This window comes from Mammaliicoccus stepanovicii, from assembly GCF_002902525.1.
In the GTDB taxonomy this organism is placed as follows: domain Bacteria; phylum Bacillota; class Bacilli; order Staphylococcales; family Staphylococcaceae; genus Mammaliicoccus; species Mammaliicoccus stepanovicii.
Map to the genome: position 1 here is coordinate 1 of NZ_PPQZ01000018.1, position 19446 is coordinate 19446.

16 protein-coding genes and 1 riboswitch are annotated in these 19446 nt (G+C 32.7%); of the genes, 6 read left to right on the forward strand and 10 right to left on the reverse strand.

Annotated elements, in window-relative coordinates:
* The 6 genes from CD111_RS03680 to xpt all read right to left on the reverse strand — a co-directional run.
* On the reverse strand, nucleotides 1-1741 hold a 1741-nt coding region (locus CD111_RS03680), incomplete at its 3' end, for a lectin-like domain-containing protein (RefSeq protein ID WP_420866064.1).
* Between the two features lie 240 nt (nucleotides 1742-1981).
* A complete protein-coding gene (locus CD111_RS12925; RefSeq protein WP_095089959.1) occupies nucleotides 1982-2218 on the reverse strand; it encodes an HTH domain-containing protein in 237 nt (78 codons plus the stop codon).
* 654 nt (nucleotides 2219-2872) lie between these two features.
* On the reverse strand, nucleotides 2873-4417 hold the full coding sequence (gene guaA, locus CD111_RS03690; protein ID WP_095089961.1) for a glutamine-hydrolyzing GMP synthase: 1545 nt from the start codon (nucleotides 4415-4417) through the stop codon (nucleotides 2873-2875).
* A gap of 19 nt (nucleotides 4418-4436) precedes the next feature.
* Nucleotides 4437-5906 carry an IMP dehydrogenase gene (gene guaB / locus CD111_RS03695; RefSeq protein ID WP_095089963.1) on the reverse strand — a complete coding sequence of 490 codons (1470 nt, stop codon included), beginning with the start codon at nucleotides 5904-5906 and terminating at the stop codon, nucleotides 4437-4439.
* 34 nt (nucleotides 5907-5940) lie between these two features.
* The gene (locus CD111_RS03700) at nucleotides 5941-7209 is read right to left on the reverse strand and encodes a nucleobase:cation symporter-2 family protein (RefSeq protein WP_095089965.1); all 1269 of its coding nucleotides are present in this window, start codon (nucleotides 7207-7209) and stop codon (nucleotides 5941-5943) included.
* A gap of 1 nt (nucleotide 7210) precedes the next feature.
* The gene (gene xpt / locus CD111_RS03705; protein WP_095089967.1) at nucleotides 7211-7786 is read right to left on the reverse strand and encodes a xanthine phosphoribosyltransferase; all 576 of its coding nucleotides are present in this window, start codon (nucleotides 7784-7786) and stop codon (nucleotides 7211-7213) included.
* Between the two features lie 106 nt (nucleotides 7787-7892).
* Nucleotides 7893-7995, reverse strand: a riboswitch (purine riboswitch).
* Between the two features lie 252 nt (nucleotides 7996-8247).
* Between xpt and CD111_RS03710 the strand changes: the two genes are divergently transcribed.
* Nucleotides 8248-9663 carry a DUF2382 domain-containing protein gene (locus CD111_RS03710; protein WP_095089969.1) on the forward strand — a complete coding sequence of 472 codons (1416 nt, stop codon included), beginning with the start codon at nucleotides 8248-8250 and terminating at the stop codon, nucleotides 9661-9663.
* Nucleotides 9664-9814: 151 nt separating this feature from the next.
* The gene (locus tag CD111_RS03715) at nucleotides 9815-10471 is read left to right on the forward strand and encodes a GNAT family N-acetyltransferase (RefSeq protein ID WP_095089971.1); all 657 of its coding nucleotides are present in this window, start codon (nucleotides 9815-9817) and stop codon (nucleotides 10469-10471) included.
* Between the two features lie 31 nt (nucleotides 10472-10502).
* Here the strand turns inward: CD111_RS03715 and CD111_RS03720 are convergent, their stop codons facing one another.
* Entirely contained in the window at nucleotides 10503-11534 is a 1032-nt protein-coding gene (locus tag CD111_RS03720; protein WP_095089973.1) for an NAD(P)H-dependent flavin oxidoreductase, read from the reverse strand.
* 96 nt (nucleotides 11535-11630) lie between these two features.
* Between CD111_RS03720 and CD111_RS03725 the strand changes: the two genes are divergently transcribed.
* Both CD111_RS03725 and CD111_RS03730 read left to right on the forward strand, forming a co-directional pair.
* On the forward strand, nucleotides 11631-12290 hold the full coding sequence (locus CD111_RS03725) for a nitroreductase family protein (protein WP_095089975.1): 660 nt from the start codon (nucleotides 11631-11633) through the stop codon (nucleotides 12288-12290).
* A 187-nt stretch (nucleotides 12291-12477) separates the two neighbouring features.
* Nucleotides 12478-13818: a sodium-dependent transporter gene (locus tag CD111_RS03730; protein ID WP_095089977.1), complete on the forward strand. Its 1341-nt coding sequence runs from the start codon at nucleotides 12478-12480 to the stop codon at nucleotides 13816-13818.
* 55 nt (nucleotides 13819-13873) lie between these two features.
* Here CD111_RS03730 and CD111_RS03735 read toward each other — a convergent pair whose 3' ends face one another.
* A complete protein-coding gene (locus tag CD111_RS03735; protein ID WP_095089979.1) occupies nucleotides 13874-15391 on the reverse strand; it encodes an SLC13 family permease in 1518 nt (505 codons plus the stop codon).
* A gap of 210 nt (nucleotides 15392-15601) precedes the next feature.
* Between CD111_RS03735 and CD111_RS03740 the strand changes: the two genes are divergently transcribed.
* Together CD111_RS03740 and coaA are read left to right on the forward strand one after the other, a co-directional pair.
* Nucleotides 15602-16459, forward strand: a complete 858-nt coding sequence (locus CD111_RS03740) for a hypothetical protein (RefSeq protein WP_095089980.1) — start codon at nucleotides 15602-15604, stop codon at nucleotides 16457-16459.
* Between the two features lie 280 nt (nucleotides 16460-16739).
* On the forward strand, nucleotides 16740-17642 hold the full coding sequence (coaA, locus tag CD111_RS03745) for a type I pantothenate kinase (protein WP_095089982.1): 903 nt from the start codon (nucleotides 16740-16742) through the stop codon (nucleotides 17640-17642).
* Nucleotides 17643-17967: 325 nt separating this feature from the next.
* On the opposite strand, the gene CD111_RS03750 is transcribed toward coaA, so the two are convergent.
* Together CD111_RS03750 and rpsR are read right to left on the reverse strand one after the other, a co-directional pair.
* Complete coding sequence (locus CD111_RS03750) at nucleotides 17968-18804, reverse strand: M48 family metallopeptidase (protein WP_197696914.1); 837 nt, start codon at nucleotides 18802-18804, stop codon at nucleotides 17968-17970.
* 388 nt (nucleotides 18805-19192) lie between these two features.
* Nucleotides 19193-19435, reverse strand: a complete 243-nt coding sequence (gene rpsR, locus CD111_RS03755) for a 30S ribosomal protein S18 (RefSeq protein ID WP_025906198.1) — start codon at nucleotides 19433-19435, stop codon at nucleotides 19193-19195.
* Nucleotides 19436-19446 lie beyond the last annotated feature (11 nt).

Here is a 19446-nt window from a genome sequence, read left to right on the forward strand (position 1 = left end):
TTTGTTTAACTTGTTCTGTACCTGGCTCAAGATTTGGGTTGAATTCACGTTTTGTTTCAAATGGTACTTCTTCTGTCTGAACCTCTGGTGTGCCTGCAATTACAGAATCTTGAGGTGTAGTAATTGTTAAACTTTCTAAATCCGTTCTCATTATGCCATAAGAATATCTGTTTATCATATGGCTTGATGTAATTAGAAAATTATAATTTTTAGTTTTATCAGCACCTAAGTCACTAAGAGTAGATTCCCATATTTTTCCAGCGTAAGTTGCTGTGAGTTTCCCGTTATCAGCATTATAACTTAATACCACATCATTAAACCTTTGCCCATGGAACTTGCCATCATAAATATTCGTAGTATTGTCAGCATATTGAATTTTATTTACTGGTTTATCTTTAGAACCTAAAGCATTTGATCCAACTTGCTTACTAATTCCATCAGCACCATTGCGGACAAATGCACCGTAACCAATTTTTGATGCTCCACCAATTTGGCTAAGATTATTTTTCTTATCTGCGTCTATAGGATCAGTAGTACCAAGAACATTATTAAATGATGTATCAATCTTGAAACCGAATGCATCTGCAATCCCTTTGTCTCTTAATATACCACCTTTATTTAGGAAGTCCTGACCATTTCCTTCTGTAAAGATGAATCCCCAACCATCTGCTCCAGTTGTGTTACCTTGATTATTGTTAGCTATTGGAATATTAATTGTGAAATCTTTTCGAAAATCTATTTTATTTTTATATTCTAAAGCACCTTTTGATCCTGTTGAAGGTTTATTCTTTGGGTTAATTGCAACAACAGTATCTTTATCAGGAAACTCTTCTGGATATGTTCTTTGTATAACATCTCCATAAAAATTAAAATTATCTGTTCCTTTAACTGTAACCGAATTATCATTTGCAGACCTAGCTAAACGTAGAGATGATTTATTTTCGGGTTCAGAAGTTATACTTCTAGGCATAGAGCGCAATGCCATAGTAGGTTGATTATTTTTTTTATTGCTATAATTTTTTAACACTTCAGATGTAATAACCTTTTCAATTTCTTTTTCACTTAAATCAGTTATAGTTTTCTCTAATTTATCAATAATTGTTGCTTTTTCATTTTCTTTCAATTCATTATTAGAAATTTTTGATAAATTATTGCTAATTATTTTTCGATTGTTTACTGCTTCTTCTGTATTCCTGCTGTCTCTTACCGATGCATTATCTGTTTTTTCTTCTGTTGATACTGCTTCTTCTGTATTCCTGCTGTCTCTTACCGATGCATTATCTGTTTTTTCTTCTGTTGATACTGCTTTTTCTGTATTCCTGCTGTCTCTTACCGATGCATTATCTGTTTTTTCTTCTGTTGATACTGCTTCTTCTGTATTCTTGCTGTCTCTTACTGGTGCATTATCTGCTTTTTCTTCTGTTGATACTGCTTTTTCTGTATTCTTGCTGTCTCTTACTGGTGCATTATCTGCTTTTTCTTCTGTTGATACTGCTTTTTCTGTATTCTTGCTGTTTTCTACTGGTGCATTATCTGCTTCTACTTCACTTGAAACTTCTTCTTTTACAATTGGATTACCATCATTTACTGATTTACTTTGCTTGATTTCAATATTATTTTCGTGATTTTCTTGTGCTGCTGCTTCATTATTCAATCCTAGAAATAAGGTTGCACCAACTAGTATTGATGCTGTACCAACTGTAAATTTACGAATTGAATACTTATTTAGTTTATTTGACAAAAAGGACATCTTCTTACCGCACACCTTATCAATTCTCTCCTTTTATAAATTTCCAAGAAGTCAACTTATCGCATGTTGATAAGTTAGTTCACATAAGTTGAATTCACAAATTTTGTTCTTATCTAACTGTCAACATTCAAAAATTTTCATTGTATTAACATTTGTCAACTCCATAATTCGACTTGCAATTCAATTAATTATTATCATCATTTATAAAAGCAATACCTTCTAAATTATTAATTAAAAATTCAGTTCTCTTTGGTTTTTAATTAAATATTTGTACCTTCTGTAATCATAATAAATTTCTTTTTTTTCAATCCACTCCTCATTATCATAAAAATAATTTCTGATTTCCTGAATATCTCTTATAATAGTTCTTTCACTAACCTGAAACTCAGAAGACAGCTCTACCTTGTCTAATTCTTCTCTTTGTAAAAATCGAGTATAAATGCTTAACAGCCGATGCGAACGATTCAACTAAGTCACCTTCTTTCTTGGTAATCTTATTCTACTATCTACCTAGGACACATAACGGCATAACTATATATTTTTTTTATATTTTGTTAATTATTTTAAATGCACACACACAAACTTCGCAATTCGAATTTTAAATAAGTTGCATTATTATTATAAAATAATACATTAATTTATTTTATAGACTTATTGTTTATGGAAAAAATTACATATTTTTTTACAATTTATTGAAAATATACAATATTTGTCAATTATAGAAATACACAGTCTAATCCAATTTAAATTCCAAATATTACTAATCGGATGTTTGTAACATAGATTTCACCCCTAATCACTCTATAATACAATTTGAAAGTAACTTCTGAATTGTATTGATAATTTTCCTACTAATTTTAATAAAATAACTTTTACCACAAGAAATATATATAAACGAATATTTAACTACTTTATTCATTAAAATACCGAATGTGAATTATATAGAATATAGAACCTCTTATAAATATTTAATCTTGTAAATGATTAAATGAAGAAAAGAATAATGATTAGATAGAGTGAGTAGGTAAACAGATGAAAGGAAGAAGTATGGGGGAATGGATCTTATTGTTACTAAAAAACCCTCTAACCATTGCGGTTAAAGGGTTCCTTATTTTCACGTTTCTATTCCCACTCAATCGTACTTGGTGGTTTTGAAGTGATATCATAGACTACTCTGTTTACGTGGTCTACTTCGTTTACGATACGACTTGAGATTTTCTGTAAGACTTCCCAGTCGATTCTTGCGAAGTCGCTTGTCATACCGTCTATTGATGTTACTGCTCTTACGCCGACTGTATAGTCATAAGTTCGGTAGTCTCCCATTACGCCGACAGAACGGATGTCTGGTAATACTGTGAAGTATTGCCAGATTTCTCTTTCTAAACCTTCTTCTCGTATTACATCGCGTAATATTGCATCTGATTCTCTAACAATTTCTAATTTATCTTCTGTGATTTCTCCTAACACTCTAATACCAAGTCCTGGACCTGGGAATGGTTGACGCCATACAAGATGTTCTGGAATTCCTAATTCAATACCTAATGCACGTACCTCATCTTTGAATAAAGTATTGATTGGTTCGATTAATTGGAATTGCATATCTTCAGGTAATCCACCAACATTATGGTGTGATTTGATTGTTTGTGCTGTCTTTGTACCTGACTCAATAATATCTGTATACAATGTACCTTGTGCTAAGAAGTCTACACCTTCTAATTTAGATGCTTCGTCATCAAATACATACACAAATTCATTACCAATAATTTTACGTTTTTGTTCTGGATCTGATACGCCGTTTAGTTTCAACATAAATCTTTCTTTAGCGTCAACTCTGATGATATTCATATTGAACCCTTCGCCAAAGTTCTCCATAACCATATCGCCTTCACCTTTACGAAGAAGTCCATGATCTACGAATATACATGTTAATTGATCACCTATTGCTTTGTGAAGTAATACTGCAACAACTGATGAATCTACACCACCACTCATCGCACATAATACTTTACGGTCGCCAACTTGCTCTCTAATTTTTTGGATTTCAATGTCTACAAAGTTTTCCATTGTCCAGTTACCTGTACAATCACAAACACGACGGATAAAGTTTCTTAATAAATCATTACCAAACTCTGTGTGACGCACTTCTGGATGGAATTGAACGCCATATAATTTTCTTGATTTATCTTCAATCGCTGCATTTTGACAACTTGGGCTATCTGCAATGATTTCGAAATTATCAGGGATATCTATGACTTTGTCACTATGACTCATCCAAACTGTTTGACTATTTGGTAAACCGAAGAACAATTCATCATCTGATTTAACGTTTAACGTCGCTTTACCATATTCACGTTCATTAGCTCTTTCAACTGAGCCACCTAATAACTTAGTCATAAGCTGCATACCGTAACAAATACCTAATACTGGCACGCCTAATTCAAATATTTCTGGATTAATTGTAAATGAACCTTCTTCATAAACTGAGTTTGGCCCACCTGAAAGAATAATACCTTTAGGATTCATTTTCTTAATTTCGTCTATTGATATTTCGTGGTCATGCAACTCACTGTACACGCCCATTTCTCTTATGCGACGCGTAATTAATTGATTATATTGACTACCAAAGTCTAATACAAGAATCATTTCTTGTTCCATAGCCATTTCCATAATTGTCATGCTCCTTTAATTAAAATGAGTAATTTGGTGCTTCTTTAGTTATTTGAACATCATGAGGATGAGATTCTTTAAGGCCTGCGCCTGTCATTCTAATAAACTGAGCATCTTCTCTTAATGCTTCTAAGTTTCTTGAGCCTGTGTAACCCATACCACTCTTAATACCACCAATTAATTGGTAAATTGTGTCTTGAAGAGGTCCTTTAAAGTCAATTCTACCTTCAATGCCTTCAGGTACGAATTTTTTGGCAGTTGTATCTTCTTGGAAGTATCTATCTTTAGAACCTTGTTCCATCGCACCAAGTGATCCCATACCGCGATAAACTTTATATTGACGTCCTTGGAATATTTCAGTTTGACCAGGGCTTTCTTCAGTACCAGCAAGAAGGCTACCTAGCATAACCGCATGACCGCCAGCAGCTAATGCTTTAGCGATATCACCTGAGAATTTAATGCCTCCGTCGGCGATAATAGCTTTACCATGTTTACGTGCTTCTGTTGCACAATCATAAATAGCAGTAATTTGTGGAACACCCACACCTGCAACAACACGTGTCGTACAAATTGATCCCGGGCCAATTCCTACTTTAACTACATCTGCTCCTGCCTCATATAAAGCTCTAGTTCCTTCTTGAGTAGCAACATTTCCTGCGATAATTGTTATTTCTGGATAAGCTTCACTAATTTCTTTCACAACATCAAGAACGCCTTTAGAGTGTCCGTGAGCTGTATCAATAACAAGCGCATCTGCACCCGCTTCAACTAACTTTTGTGCACGAATTGGAGTATCTTTCGCAATTCCTAAAGCTGCTGCCACAAGTAGACGTCCTTCACTGTCTTTTGCTGCATATGGGAATTCGATTACTTTCTCTAAATCTTTAATTGTGATTAAGCCTTTAAGCTTCCCGTCTTCAGATGTTAATGGAAGTTTTTCGATTTTATATTTTTGTAAAATTTCTTCTGCTTGTTGTAACGTTGTACCAACTGGTGCAGTGACAAGGTCTTTTTTCGTCATAACATCAGAAATCTTAATTGAGAAGTTTTCAATAAATCTTAAGTCACGGTTTGTAATAATACCTACTAATTCCATATCTTCGTCGTTATTTACAATTGGCACACCAGAAATACGATATTTACCCATTAAAGCTTCTGCTGCGTAAACTTGTTCATCAGGTGTTAAGTAGAACGGATTTGTAATAACGCCATTTTCAGAACGCTTAACTTTTTGTACTTCATCTGCTTGATGCTCAATTGACATATTCTTATGAATAACACCTAAGCCACCTTGTCTTGCCATTGCGATAGCCATTTTAGCTTCAGTAACTGTATCCATACCTGCAGATATAATCGGAATGTTTAACTTAATATTTTTTGATAAGTTGACACTTAAATCTACATCACTTGGTAATACTTCTGACTTCGCTGGTACCAATAGTACGTCATCGAATGTTAAACCTTCTTTTTGAAATTTATTTTCCCACATGAATATAACCTCCACTTTATATTTATCATCTATATTATTTCACACTTTCACCATTTTGTTCACGATTTAATCCATTAAAACAAATATTTAATAAAATAGCTGAAAATGTTCCCAAAACAATACCATTTTGAGTTAACCATGCATATTCTTCACCGAAAGTTTTAAGAGCTTCTGGAACGGCAGTGATACCTGCACCGATACCTACTGAAACAGCAATTACGAGTAAATTATTTTGTTTGTTAAAGTCTATACCACCTAACATTTTAACACCGTAAGCCATTACCATACCAAACATCGCTATCATTGCGCCCCCTAACACAGGGAATGGAATCATGCTTGCTAAAGCACCTAACTTTGGAATAGAACCACATATAATTAATAGTGCAACCATCATATACATGATTTGATTCTTCTTTGCTCCAGACAATGAAACTAGCCCAACGTTTTGAGAATATGCTGTGTAAGGGAATGCGTTAAAGATAGCACCAAGCGCAATCGCTATACCTTCTGCTCTATATCCTTTAGATAAGTCTTTTCTTGAAATAGGTTGTTTCGTAATCTCACTCAGTGCATGATATACACCTGTAGATTCAATTAAACTAACGATTGCAATAATTACAAATACAATAGTCGTTCCAAATTCAAATTCAAATCCACTAAATCTAAATGGTCGAGGTAACTCTAACCAGTTTGATGAATGAATACCTGATGTGTCCACTAGACCATAGAAAGAGGCAACTACAGTACCTATTATTAATCCTAATAATATAGCTATTGATTTAATAAACCCTTTTGAAAGTCTTTGTATAAGTAGAATAATAACTAATGTAAATACACCTAAGAATATATTTTTACTATCACCATAATTTTTTGATCCTTCTCCACCCGCTAAATAGTTCATTGCTACAGGCATTAACGTAATACCTATAATTGTTACTACACTACCTGTAACAACAGGTGGGAAAAATTTTACTAAATATGAGAAGAATGGTGAAATCACAACAACTATAATACCTGATAAGAAAATCGAGCCGTACAATACACCAATACCATGTGTGTTTCCAACAAGAATCATTGGTGCTACAGCTGTAAATGTACACCCTAATACAACTGGTAATCCAATGCCAATGCCTTTATAAACTTGTAAAAATGTAGCAACACCACACATGAAAATATCTATCGCAACTAAATATGCAACTTCTTCAGGTGAAAATTTAAGTGCTGATCCAACGATGATTGGTACCATAATTGCGCCAGCATACATTGCGAGTAAATGTTGAACACTGAGTATGAAATTTTTCATCTTATTCTCCCATCAACTTAACTTTGTTTCCAGATAATGATTCAACTTGGCATAAAGATAAAACATCTAGCCCTTCTGATTCTAATTTTTCTCTACCTGGTTGAAAGCTTTTTTCTATTACAATACCGATACCACTAGTTGTAGCATTAGCAGCTTGCACAAGTCGATGTAACCCTAATGATGCTTCACCATTAGCAAGAAAATCATCAATGATAAGTACATGGTCATCTTTATCTAAAAATTGTTTAGACACAACAACTGTACTTGTCGTATTTTTTGTAAATGAGTGAATATCTGTTTGATAAAATTCAGATGTCATTGTTGAAGGTTTTGCTTTTTTAGCAAATAAGCATGGGACATCTAATTGTAAGGAAGCCATAATTGCTGGTGCAATACCCGAAGCTTCAATCGTTAATACTTTTGTAATGTTTTTCTCTTTGAAATGTTCTGTAATTTCCTTGCCCACTTCATACATAAGCTTTGCATCAATTTGGTGATTTAAAAATGAATCAACTTTAAGTATCTTTTCATCAATGACCACACCGTCTTCTTTAACCCTATTTTGTAGCGTCTTCACACTACTCGCCTCCTCATTTAGATTAAAAAAAACACACCTTAATCCTAGAAATTAGGTAAGATGAGTAAAAAATAAGATAAAACCACACCAGTCTTATGGCCGATTCTAAAGTTATTCATTTACTCATAGTCGTGTCGTTTAAGGCAACACGGTAGAAACTTCTAAAGCCATATTCTTCAGATTATATGAGTTTTTAGTAATAAATTATTCATTGATAATAACAAAGTATAAGCATTTTTACAATAGGCAAAACCTTATAGTTGAGCTATTTAACGAGTATCTAAAATGACAGAATAGTCATAATAATAAGATAAAGCCATACTTTTTTGTTTGATTCGTTTAGAGAAGGGTATTTGTGAATTATATTGTATTTATAAAGACAATATTTATTAATTTTACATCTAGAGCATAATCACTATTTCACAAGTTTTTACACATTACAAATAATGGAGGTTTTTAGTATGGGTAAAATAGAAAAGTTTAATAACGAAAGTGATTTATTGCAACGTATTGATCAACTGAAACAAGAAGGTGCAAACGAAGGAGATTTACAAGTTATCTCCGAACACAAACTTGATGATAATTCTTTAGATTACACTGATGTTAAATTCAAAAATTCTAGAGGTTCGTTCAGTGACAAGATTACTGCCCTATTCTCAGGTGAAAGTGCTGAAGAAAGAGTTTTATCAGGGTTAAATGTTCCTGACGAAAAATTAGAAGAGTACAGAAATGATTTAAATGAAGGAAAAATTTTATTATATGTAGATAATGATAATAATGATCAAACTGAAAATTACGATTCCGGACATCCTAAAGACTCACAATCAGGTAATGAACATTATGACAATACAAAACCATTCTCAAACGATGAAAGCAAGAATAACGGTGTTGCTGAAGGCGCTGGTGCTGGAGCAGTTGGAGCTGGCGCTGCAAGTGCAGCAAATAAAGACGAAACTAAAGAACCGAATGACTTTGATGCTAGTAATTCAAACGACAATGACACTCAAGAACAAGATTTAACGAAAGAATCTTCTTTAAATAATCAAGAAGATGTGACTGATGATACAAATCGTTATGGAAATGCTATAGATGATGAAAACAATGCTCACGATGATGTTGATGACAAATCTACAGCTGCAGGTTTAGCTGGTGCTTCTGGTTTAGGTGCTGCTGGCTATGCCTCTCAACAAGGTGAAAAGGAAAATAATCAAGATGTTTACACTAATGATAATGAAAGAGACTTAGAAACATTAGATAATCGTGATAAAGCTGAACCTACTTCTCGCGTTAGTGAAACAGACAATGTTCAAGACCAAGAAGATTTAACACGTGAAAATGAGTCCGAATTCACGAGAGTACATGATGATAATGTTGAATCAGAACGTTCATCATTAAACTATAATCGTAATGACGACGCACTAGGTCGAAATGACGAAGTAACAAACAATGAAACATTAAACACTCATTCAACGAGCGATGAGCCTGCTAATCGCAATGAACAAACAGATGAAGAAGCAGTCAAATTACATGAAGAACGTGTTCATGTTAACAAGGAAAATGTTGAAACTGGAGAGGCTTCTATCGATAAACATGTCGTAGAAGAAGAGAAAGAATTCGACGTACCTGTAGAAAGAGAAGAAGTCACTATTGAACGTCGTCCAGTAAATGAAAAAGTAGATAGCGACTTCGATTCAAATCAAGATGATTCAGTGCATATTCCATTACATGAGGAACGTGTTAATGTAAATAAAGAAAATGTCGTCTCTGAAGAAATTGTCGTTAAGAAAAATAAAGTTCAAGATACTGAACATATTTCTGAGAAAGTAAGACGTGAAGAAGCTGATATTGATAACCCAACTGACAATACAGATAAATAAGACGTAAGGATAGCAATTTTTCAATTGAAAAAAGTCCGGGACAAATATAAATGTCTCGGACTTTTTTATATAATTACCTTAATCCTATTAATCTGTAGTTATTATCTTATGTTATAATATGATTAAATCTTGAGTCGAGGGGTTCATAACTATGAATTTTGAAGTCGTTACATCAATTGATGATCCACTATTTAAAACCGCATTAGAAATGTATGAAGATATTTTTAAAGCAGAAATTAGAGAAGACAGACACGTCTTTATTCATTCTCTAACTTCTAAATATATTAAGCAGCATTATTTATTTTTAGTAGGATTACTTGATGGCAAAGTTATAAGTTTATCTACTGGACATTACGAGCCAACTACAAATTCAGCATTTATCATTTACTTAATGGTGCATCCTGATTACAGAAACCAACGTATTGGCGTCCAAACTTTAGAAAGAACTGAACAAGAGCTCCATAAACATGCTCAATCAGTTCATGGGCGCGATGCAAATATGATCATGTTAGAGTCCTTCGGTGAAGATTCTTATGATGATGAAGCCGGAAAAGAGCAAGCGAACATGCGTAAAGGTTTCTTTAATAGACACGGATATGAAATATTACAAGACTTAGACTATATACAACCTAATCCTCAAAAATCTTTACCACCAACACCAATAGATTTATTTATCAAACAATACCTTCCTCTACAAAAGGATGTTATCTCACCGAGCATTCGCTCTTGTTATATTAATAAATATATACATGGCAATGAAAATGATAGAGAGTTTGTATATAAATTATTAGAAGATATGAATTTATAAATAAAAAAGCTAGGATAAACGCCTAGCTTTTTTATTTATATCTACTCATCAGTTCTGAGACAGTTTCTTTTCTAGCACCTTCTGGATTTGTACCACACCAAAGATTCATAAACTCACGGTTTTGCATTTTTTTAGACTGCCCTCTCATAGGCTGGGTTAATATATTTTGTATCGGGTAACTACAAATCTCATCCTCAAATTGATCCAAATAGTGAATGAATGTATTATGAATTCCATTGGCATAACGACCACTAAATGCTTTTGTTAATGAAATATCATCTGACTTAGCATTTAGAATACTTTCTTTATGCACTTCCGGTATACCACTTTCTTTAGTAGTTAGGAAGGCTGTTCCTAGTTGAACCGCAGTAGCACCTTTATTTAGGAATACTTTCGCTAATTCAGGTGTTGTAATACCACCTGCTACAATCAAAGGGATGTCTAATTGCTGGCTAACCACATCAAATAACGATTCTGTTGTATATAATTTTTCCGGTAATGTTTGATTAAACGACCCTCTATGACCTCCCGCTTCACTACCTTGCAAGACAACCGCGTCAACTCCAATATCATATAACGCTTTAGCTTCCAATTCATTAGTTGCTGTACCTACTACAACGATGCGATGATTTTGTAATTTTCTAACGAGTGATTCTTCTGGCTTACCAAAAGTGAAACTTACAAGTTCAATACCTTTCTCTATAATAATATCTATCATTTCATCAAAACAATTTTCAATAATGACCTTATAACCAGGGTCATAATTTAGTTTTTCTGCTATAGGCTTTAATATTTCATTCATCTGATTAACTTCACTTTGGTTAATTTTTGGAAATTCCGGGATAAATAAATTAACTCCCACAGGTTTACTTGTTAACGTTCTAATTCTGTCTATATCATTACTTAACGATTCTGGCGTCATATACCCTGCACCAATTTGACCTAATCCACCAGATTCACTAACTTGCGACACTAATTCCGGTGTTGTGACACCACCTGCCATACCTGCTAAGAAAATAGGGCTCGACATTTCTAATTTTGCTAATAAGTCGCATCCGTTCATTAATATAACCTCCTAGCTTTCTACTTTGAGCTAAATATTTTATTTTATGTTTAAATTGGTGCATTATAGTTACATCATACTAAAAGGAGTATTAAAATGTCACAAAACAACTTATCTTTAACAGAAATTATAAATAAAAGAAAATCCGTTAAAGAATTCGACCCTAATTTCAAAATTCCAAGAGAAGAATTAACTGAAATGATAGAACTCGCTACTAAAGCACCTTCATCAATCAATTTACAACCTTGGCGTTTTGTCGTTGTAGATAATGAAGAAACTAAACAAAAATTAGACAAACTTGTAAGATTTAATCAAAGACAACTCCATTCTTCAAGTGCTATCATCTTAATTCTTGCAGATTTAAAACATGCAGACTATGTTAGTGAAATTTATGAAAAAAATGTTGAACTAGGTTATATGGATGAAAATTCTAAAGATTACTTCGTTGAAACAATTTCTAATTTAATTAGTAGTGCAGACGATAGTTACTTTACATCACAAGGTTTAATGGATGCAAACTTAGCTTCTATGCAATTAATGCTTATTGCAACTGATCGAGGATACGACACAAATCCAATTGGTGGATTTGAAAAAGAAGAATTATTAAAAGCATTAAATATTGATACAACTAGATATGTACCTGCACATTTACTAGCAATAGGTAAAGGTGTAAAAGAACCACATGATTCAAGCAGATTACCTATTGAAAGTGTATTGGCTTGGAATGATGAAAGTAATGGTGTAATAGGCAAGTAATGAGCATTACAGAATTTGTACATGCATAGAATAGATTCATTTATATTTATTCTATGCGTTACAAATGTCTATAAATTTTGTTGCAATCATCTTAAACATCATGTAAAATTCACTTCTGTGAGTTTTATTTTTTTACACAAAAGCTTTACCGCTTTAAAGTATATAAATATCGGGAGAAGGATCAAACATGAAAAACTTATCACAATGGTCATCTAATTTAGGATTTATATTAGCTAGTGCCGGGTCTGCTATTGGGCTTGGTGCTGTATGGAAATTTCCTTACATGGCCGGTAATTATGGTGGTGGTGCATTTTTATTTATATTTATCATTTTCACACTACTTGTAGGCTTACCACTGCTACTTAGTGAATTTATTTTGGGTAGACACGGGAAAACTTATTCAACAAATATATTTGGAAAAGTTTCAGGCAAAAAATCATTCAACATAATTGGTTGGTTAGGTAACATCACTGTCTTTGTATTATTTTCATTCTACAGTGTAATTGGTGGGTGGATTATACTCTATATAATAAGAACACTTCTAGACATTGTTGGATTAACACATTCTCATAACTATGGGTTGATATTCACTGATTATATCGCTAATCCTCTTTATGCTATGGCAAGCCAATTCGCTTTCATACTGTTTACTGTTTTCATTGTCAGTAAAGGTGTTGAAAAAGGTATCGAGAAAGCTTCAAAAATAATGATGCCACTACTATTCATTTCGTTTGTCATCATTATTATCAGATCTATAACTTTAGACGGTGCGTTAGAGGGTATTGAATACTTCTTAAAACCTAAAGTATCTGATTTAAGTTCTGAAGGTGTATTATATGCACTTGGACAATCATTCTTTGCACTATCATTAGGTACATGCGGTATGATGACTTATGCATCTTACTTAGATAAAAAAACCAACATCGTTAAAAGTGCAAATGCGATTGTTTGGATGAATATTCTAGTATCTGTAGCTGCCGGACTAGCTATATTTCCAGCGATATTCGCGTTTGGATTAGAACCAAACCAAGGACCTGGATTACTATTCATTATTCTTCCACAAGTATTTGATCAAATGTTCTTAGGACAATTATTCTACTTATTATTCTTAGTTTTATTTTTATTTGCTGCCATCACATCTTCTATTTCATTATTAGAATTGAATATTTCAAACATCACTAAAAATGATAATAAAAATAGAAAAAAATGGTCATATATAATTGGGTCTTTAGTTTTCATATTTGGCATCCCATCAGCACTATCGAATGGGTTATTACAACATTTCACATTCGGGGTTGGTAGTTTCTTCGATAATATGGACTTTTTAGTTTCTAACATTTTAATGCCTATTGGTGCATTTGGTGTGACGATTTTTGTTGGTCATATATTTAATAAAGACACAATTATGAAAGAACTCAATTTGAGCAATACTAGATTAGGAAGATCATTTGTTGATACATGGTACTTCTTAGTTAAATTTGTTTTACCTATCATTATCATTGCCGTGTTTATTGGCCAATTACTATAAATTAAAAAACCAAAAGCGAATCGCTTTTGGTTTTTTATTTATCTAATATGACTATTTATAATAATCCTATCCATTTCCAATAAGTCATACTCATCAATATAATAAGTAAATAACCGATGATTGTTAACGGGATACCTGTTTTTATGAAATCTTTAACTGTAAATGTTTCAGTTCCATACGCTAACATATTTTGTGGTGAACTCACTGGTAATAAGAACCCAAAACTTATGACAAATTGTTGTATCAGCACGAATCCAATTGCTTGATCACCTAAATTTAAAGTTTGAGTTAATGCAATAAAGACCGGTATTAACGCCGAAGATAAACTTGTTGCACTAGCAAACCCTAAATGAATCAAAATATTGAATATCGAAATTAATGCAATCGTTGCAATCAGTGGCATATGATCTAGCCCCATCAATCCAAACGTCTTATCACTTAACCATTGCGCTGCTGTTGTTTCAAGTAAAACTGTACCTAAAGAAATACCAATTCCAAATACAATCACAGTACCCCATGGTATCTTCTTCTCAACTTCATCCCATGTAAACACACCAATTTTTGGTGTTAACATAATGGCTAATGCAATGACCGTTATGGATGAAGAATCAATCGGGTGCAGCACTTTTTCAGTCGACCAGAATAATAATAACAAGACAGAAATGATAATAAGTCTCCATTCTTTAGCTGAAATAGGACCTAATTCCTTTAATTGTGCTTTTACTAATTCTGTTCCACCTTCAATTTCCTTCTCCTCGGGTTTAATAATCAAGATCATGACAAAGTATAGAACAACCGACATGATAATTGCCCAAGGTGCTGCATATATGAACCATTCACCCCATGAAATGTCTTGTTTCATTGATTTATTAATAAATCCAATTGCAACAATATTTTGAGCTGCCGCCGTTTTTATACCAATATTCCAAATTGAAACGGCATGTACAGCTGTAATAATCAACAGTGCAGCTAATTTACTATTTTTAGAAGTATTAAATGCAGCAATCATACCAAGCAGAATAGGCACGACTGCTCCAGCTCTTGCAGTAGCGGAAGGTACAAAAAATGCCAATATAATCGAAACAATTATAGCACCAATCACAATTCTATTTGTTTTATTACCTACTATGGAAAGTACTTGCAGTGCTAATCGTTTGTGCAAATTCGTGACTTGCATGGCTGTCGCTAAGAATAATGCTGCTGCAACCAGTGCAACTGCTGAACCTGAAAATCCACTTAAGGCCATTTTCAATGCATTACCAGTACCTAACAAGGCATCTCCTTGTAATGCTTTACCATTAGATGCAGGATTCCCCAAAGCATCACTTAAGTTTTGTACTGGACTAAATCCAATCAACAGCACAATAAGTCCAACAATCATCACTGCAGATACAGGATAAGTAACAGCTTCTGTAACCCACATGATGACTGCAAACGCCAAAATAGCAAGCGCACATTTCGCCATTACTGGTAAGTCATTTGGTGTAGGTAATAATAAAATTCCAAATAATACAACAAAACTCACAATAACCCATAACGGTTTAAACACTTTCTTCTCAGTACTCTTTGACATCTTAACCAGCTCCAAACTTATTATTAAATGATTTAATTTCCTAAATAATAACATATTCCTTATATGTATATAATAATTTTCACAATTAATACAATAAATACTTGAACTTTCTTATAATTACATGTAATGTATTAAGGGAAGTGTGACGGTTGTCTGCCGATAGACAACCCTACCTATAAAATTACTGTTAAACAAAGGATGAGTATAAATATGCTAACTAAAGAATTTGCTACTAAAGTCGGTCTTAGTGAAAAACAAGTAAGAAAAATTGTTCAACACCTAGAAGATAGAGGATACCAGCTTTCTAAAACAGAATACCGAGGAAGAGAAGCAACTGACTTCCAAGAAGAAGATATTGAACTATTCCAAGAAATCGCTGAAAAAGTTAAAGAAACAAACAGCTATGATCAAGCATTTGAAACGCTTGAAAAAGAAAAGGACTTCTTACAAGTACTTGTTAAAGATACACCTACTCAACAAACACCAGAGCTTCAACAATTAATCGATGAATTAAGAGTGGAAGTTCAACATATGCGTAGAGAAAGACAAATGTTAGGTGAAATGTTGCAACAAGTTCATATACAACAACAGAAACTTGAACAAACACTTGCTTTACAAGAGCCTAAAGAAGACGTTAAACAAGAAGATACTCATAAAACAGAACCTAAATCAACTAGCCAAGAGAATGTAACTGCTACAACAACTCAGCAAATTAAGGCAGATTCTATAGATGAGAATCCATCTAAAGTAACAGTTGAAACGAAAGAAGAAGTTAAGCCTACTGCTGAAAGTAATGCAACAACGAAAGATGAAGCAAATAAGGAAGAAGCAGTAAGCGACAACAAAGAAAACAAAGTTTCTCAATCATCAGTTGAAACGACCGACAAGAAAGAGGTTAAGTCAGAAGAATCATCAACTTCTTCTGAAAGTACTTCAAACTCTACATCAGAAGATCCAAACAAAGAAGAACCTAGCAAACCTTCAACAGAAACAAGTGAACCTTCTACTTCTGAACAAGAAGAAGAACCTAAGAAAAAAGGGTTCTTCCAACGCTTGTTTAATATATAATTATTATTACGAAACATTCAGCCCTGAACAAAATCACTCGATTTGTTCAGGGCATTTTTATTCTTAAATATGACAGTTTCAAACGTCTGCTAACGATATAAACATAATACTACAAATTCAACATATAATAGATTACAATATCAAATATATACGATAAATATTGTAGAACACTTTATCCAGGTAAAAATAAAAAACAAGTAAGTCACATATACTAAATTTTATGTTAATCTATACGGGTACACTTAAATCTTGATAAATTCTTAAAGCAAAGGAACTCATTATGAAATTCACAAAAGAAGAATGGCACAATACAAATTTTAAAATCGATATGGATATCAGTCATTTAAAGCTAGATGAAATTATTAGTTTAAATGACAATTTAACAATTTCAGAAATTGATGAAGTTTATTTACCACTTACCCAATTTCTATCAAACAAAGTCCACTTCTATAAAGATTACTCAAAGAACATTAACAGTAAACTACTTAAGAAAAACAATACACCACCATTTATAATTGGTATTTCAGGTGGCGTTTCTGTAGGTAAAAGTACGGTTTCTAGACTTTTACTCCAGTTGCTACAAGAATATAATTCAGATTGGAAAGTTGATCTAATTACGACAGATGGTTATATCATGCCAAAACAACAGCTTATCTCTAAAGACCTATTATCAAGAAAAGGTTTCCCAGAAAGCTATGATACAAAAATTTTAATCGACCATCTAAAGAAAATAAAAAACAACGTGCCAAATATACCTACATATACGTATTCGCACATCACATACGATAGACTGAAAGATCAATATCATAATATCGATAACCCAGACATCTTAATTATCGAAGGTGTAAATATCTTCCAAGTTAGTCCATACGCTGAAGAACTTGTAAGTGATTATATCGACTATAAAATTTACTTAGATTCAACAATCGAAAATATGAAAAAATGGTACATCACACGTTTCTTACTCTTACAAGAAGAAGCATTCCAAAAACCAGATTCACATTTCTACAAATATAAAGATATCCCTAAAGAAGAAGCCATTACGATTGCCAAAGATCTTTGGGAGAATATAAATGAAGTCAATCTTATCGAAAACATTTTACCAACTAAAAATAGATCCGACCTTATATTATACAAAAATGAAAAGCATGTTATCGAAAACTTAAAATTTAATAAATTTTAATATATCTACAAAACATATGGGAGTTGGACAGAAATCTTATTTTATCAATAAAGATTTCTTAGTCCCACCCTGGCAAGGATGACTAGAATTGAAAAAAGCTTGATATAAAGCGTATTTTCAGTTCAGTCATCTACTGCCAATATAAAAAGTCTGAGACTCATTCATGATGTCTCAGACTTTATTTTATACTCGATTCATAAGATTTTCTATAACCATAAAACGCTCTAAATGCTTTACTTTCTAAATCTAAGATATGAATCGTCTACCCATAATTTGAAAACCTAAATAACAGCAGATATTGTTAAACTTATATTCTTATTTATAATCATAGGAATTTGCCGTGAACATCCCACGTCCCTTTTTCTTTCGCTTCTTTCAACGCTTTCATCCTTCTAAACCCTACAGGATGATCGGATAGAAAATTACTTAATTTAAGCCATATTGATTCATCATGTAAATCTATACTTTTAAAATACTCTTCTATTTCAATTCTAGAACCCATATATTTTCCTGAAAAAAGATAAATCATACTTAAAGCGCCTTCTGGTGCATAGTATAATGCAACTCTATCTGCTGTATATTCTTGCGCTCTAGTTAAACTTTTATCCAAATATAACGGAGTTAAAAATGGTGAGAAAATCAAGCGCCAAATATTAGTGTGTCCACATTTATGGTGACCCAGCTCATGAGCCAGTACAAATCTAATTAAAGGCATCTCATCAAACTTATATGCCAAATCCAACAAATCACTATGAATGACAATGTATCTTCTTTTTAGGGTACATTTTGCTGCAAAGGCATTCATAACACCATTACCATTTACTAAATATAACTTTGGCATTTTCAACTTTTTAGTATTAAATCCCATTTCAGTTGCTAATTCATAATACATGTCATATACTTCTGAAAGTTGATTTTTATTAATTTCAACACCATTTGAAATACTATTCCAATATAAATATCTGATAGAGAAAATAGCGACAAACGGAAGTGAAAGCCCTATTAAAGCACCATAAAGCCATTCAGGTATATCTATAGATGAATACATTAATGCAATAAATACTGATATATAAACGAATATAGCAATAAAACCAATTATTATCATAGGCACTTCATATTTATATCTAAGTTTGGATACTTTTATGTGTGTATTTTCTTCCATACATTTCTCACTCCTATTACTTTTATTCTTTAAATTTGTATCCTGTGTTCTCACAAATAAATATACCGTATATTCCCTTAAATATAAATAAACTATTTCTTAAATATTAACAATTTTTACAATTAATATGTTTTATTATGTATTAGAGAACCTAATTTAAAACATCTAGAAAGCCGATAACATTCCAAGTTTTTTTGACAACCTCTCAATTAACTTTTTACATATTTGGCATGCTCATTACTTAAGTTAAAATACTTATCTTCATTCAATAATATGGATATACAATTTTTATTTCTCATGTAATGTTCGTTTTCTATAGATTTTTATAAAAACAGACACAAAACCCCCTCTAGCCTGATTGCTAGAGGGGGTTGCTATACGTTATATATTATTGTTCTTCTTTAACGTATGGTAATAAAGCCATGTGACGTGAACGTTTGATAGCTACAGTAAGCATACGTTGGTATTTTGCTGAAGTACCTGTTACACGACGTGGTAAAATTTTACCTCTTTCTGAGATAAACTTTTTAAGTAAATCAGTATCTTTGTAGTCGATATGTGTAATTCCGTTTGCTGTGAAATAACAAACTTTTTTACGACGACGACCACCTCTTCTTGGTCCACCTGCCATGAATGTGTTCC

Bases quoted from the DNA above. Each gene is read 5' to 3' on its own strand.
- guaA (WP_095089961.1), bottom strand. From the start codon at position 4,417: ATGGAAATGGCTATGGAACAAGAAATGATTCTTGTATTAGACTTTGGT.
- guaB (WP_095089963.1), bottom strand. From the start codon at position 5,906: ATGTGGGAAAATAAATTTCAAAAAGAAGGTTTAACATTCGATGACGTA.
- CD111_RS03700 (WP_095089965.1), bottom strand. From the start codon at position 7,209: ATGAAAAATTTCATACTCAGTGTTCAACATTTACTCGCAATGTATGCT.
- CD111_RS03710 (WP_095089969.1), top strand. From the start codon at position 8,248: ATGGGTAAAATAGAAAAGTTTAATAACGAAAGTGATTTATTGCAACGT.
- CD111_RS03715 (WP_095089971.1), top strand. From the start codon at position 9,815: ATGAATTTTGAAGTCGTTACATCAATTGATGATCCACTATTTAAAACC.
- CD111_RS03720 (WP_095089973.1), bottom strand. From the start codon at position 11,534: ATGAACGGATGCGACTTATTAGCAAAATTAGAAATGTCGAGCCCTATT.
- CD111_RS03725 (WP_095089975.1), top strand. From the start codon at position 11,631: ATGTCACAAAACAACTTATCTTTAACAGAAATTATAAATAAAAGAAAA.
- CD111_RS03730 (WP_095089977.1), top strand. From the start codon at position 12,478: ATGAAAAACTTATCACAATGGTCATCTAATTTAGGATTTATATTAGCT.
- CD111_RS03735 (WP_095089979.1), bottom strand. From the start codon at position 15,391: ATGTCAAAGAGTACTGAGAAGAAAGTGTTTAAACCGTTATGGGTTATT.
- CD111_RS03740 (WP_095089980.1), top strand. From the start codon at position 15,602: ATGCTAACTAAAGAATTTGCTACTAAAGTCGGTCTTAGTGAAAAACAA.
- coaA (WP_095089982.1), top strand. From the start codon at position 16,740: ATGAAATTCACAAAAGAAGAATGGCACAATACAAATTTTAAAATCGAT.
- CD111_RS03750 (WP_197696914.1), bottom strand. From the start codon at position 18,804: ATGGAAGAAAATACACACATAAAAGTATCCAAACTTAGATATAAATAT.
- rpsR (WP_025906198.1), bottom strand. From the start codon at position 19,435: ATGGCAGGTGGACCAAGAAGAGGTGGTCGTCGTCGTAAAAAAGTTTGT.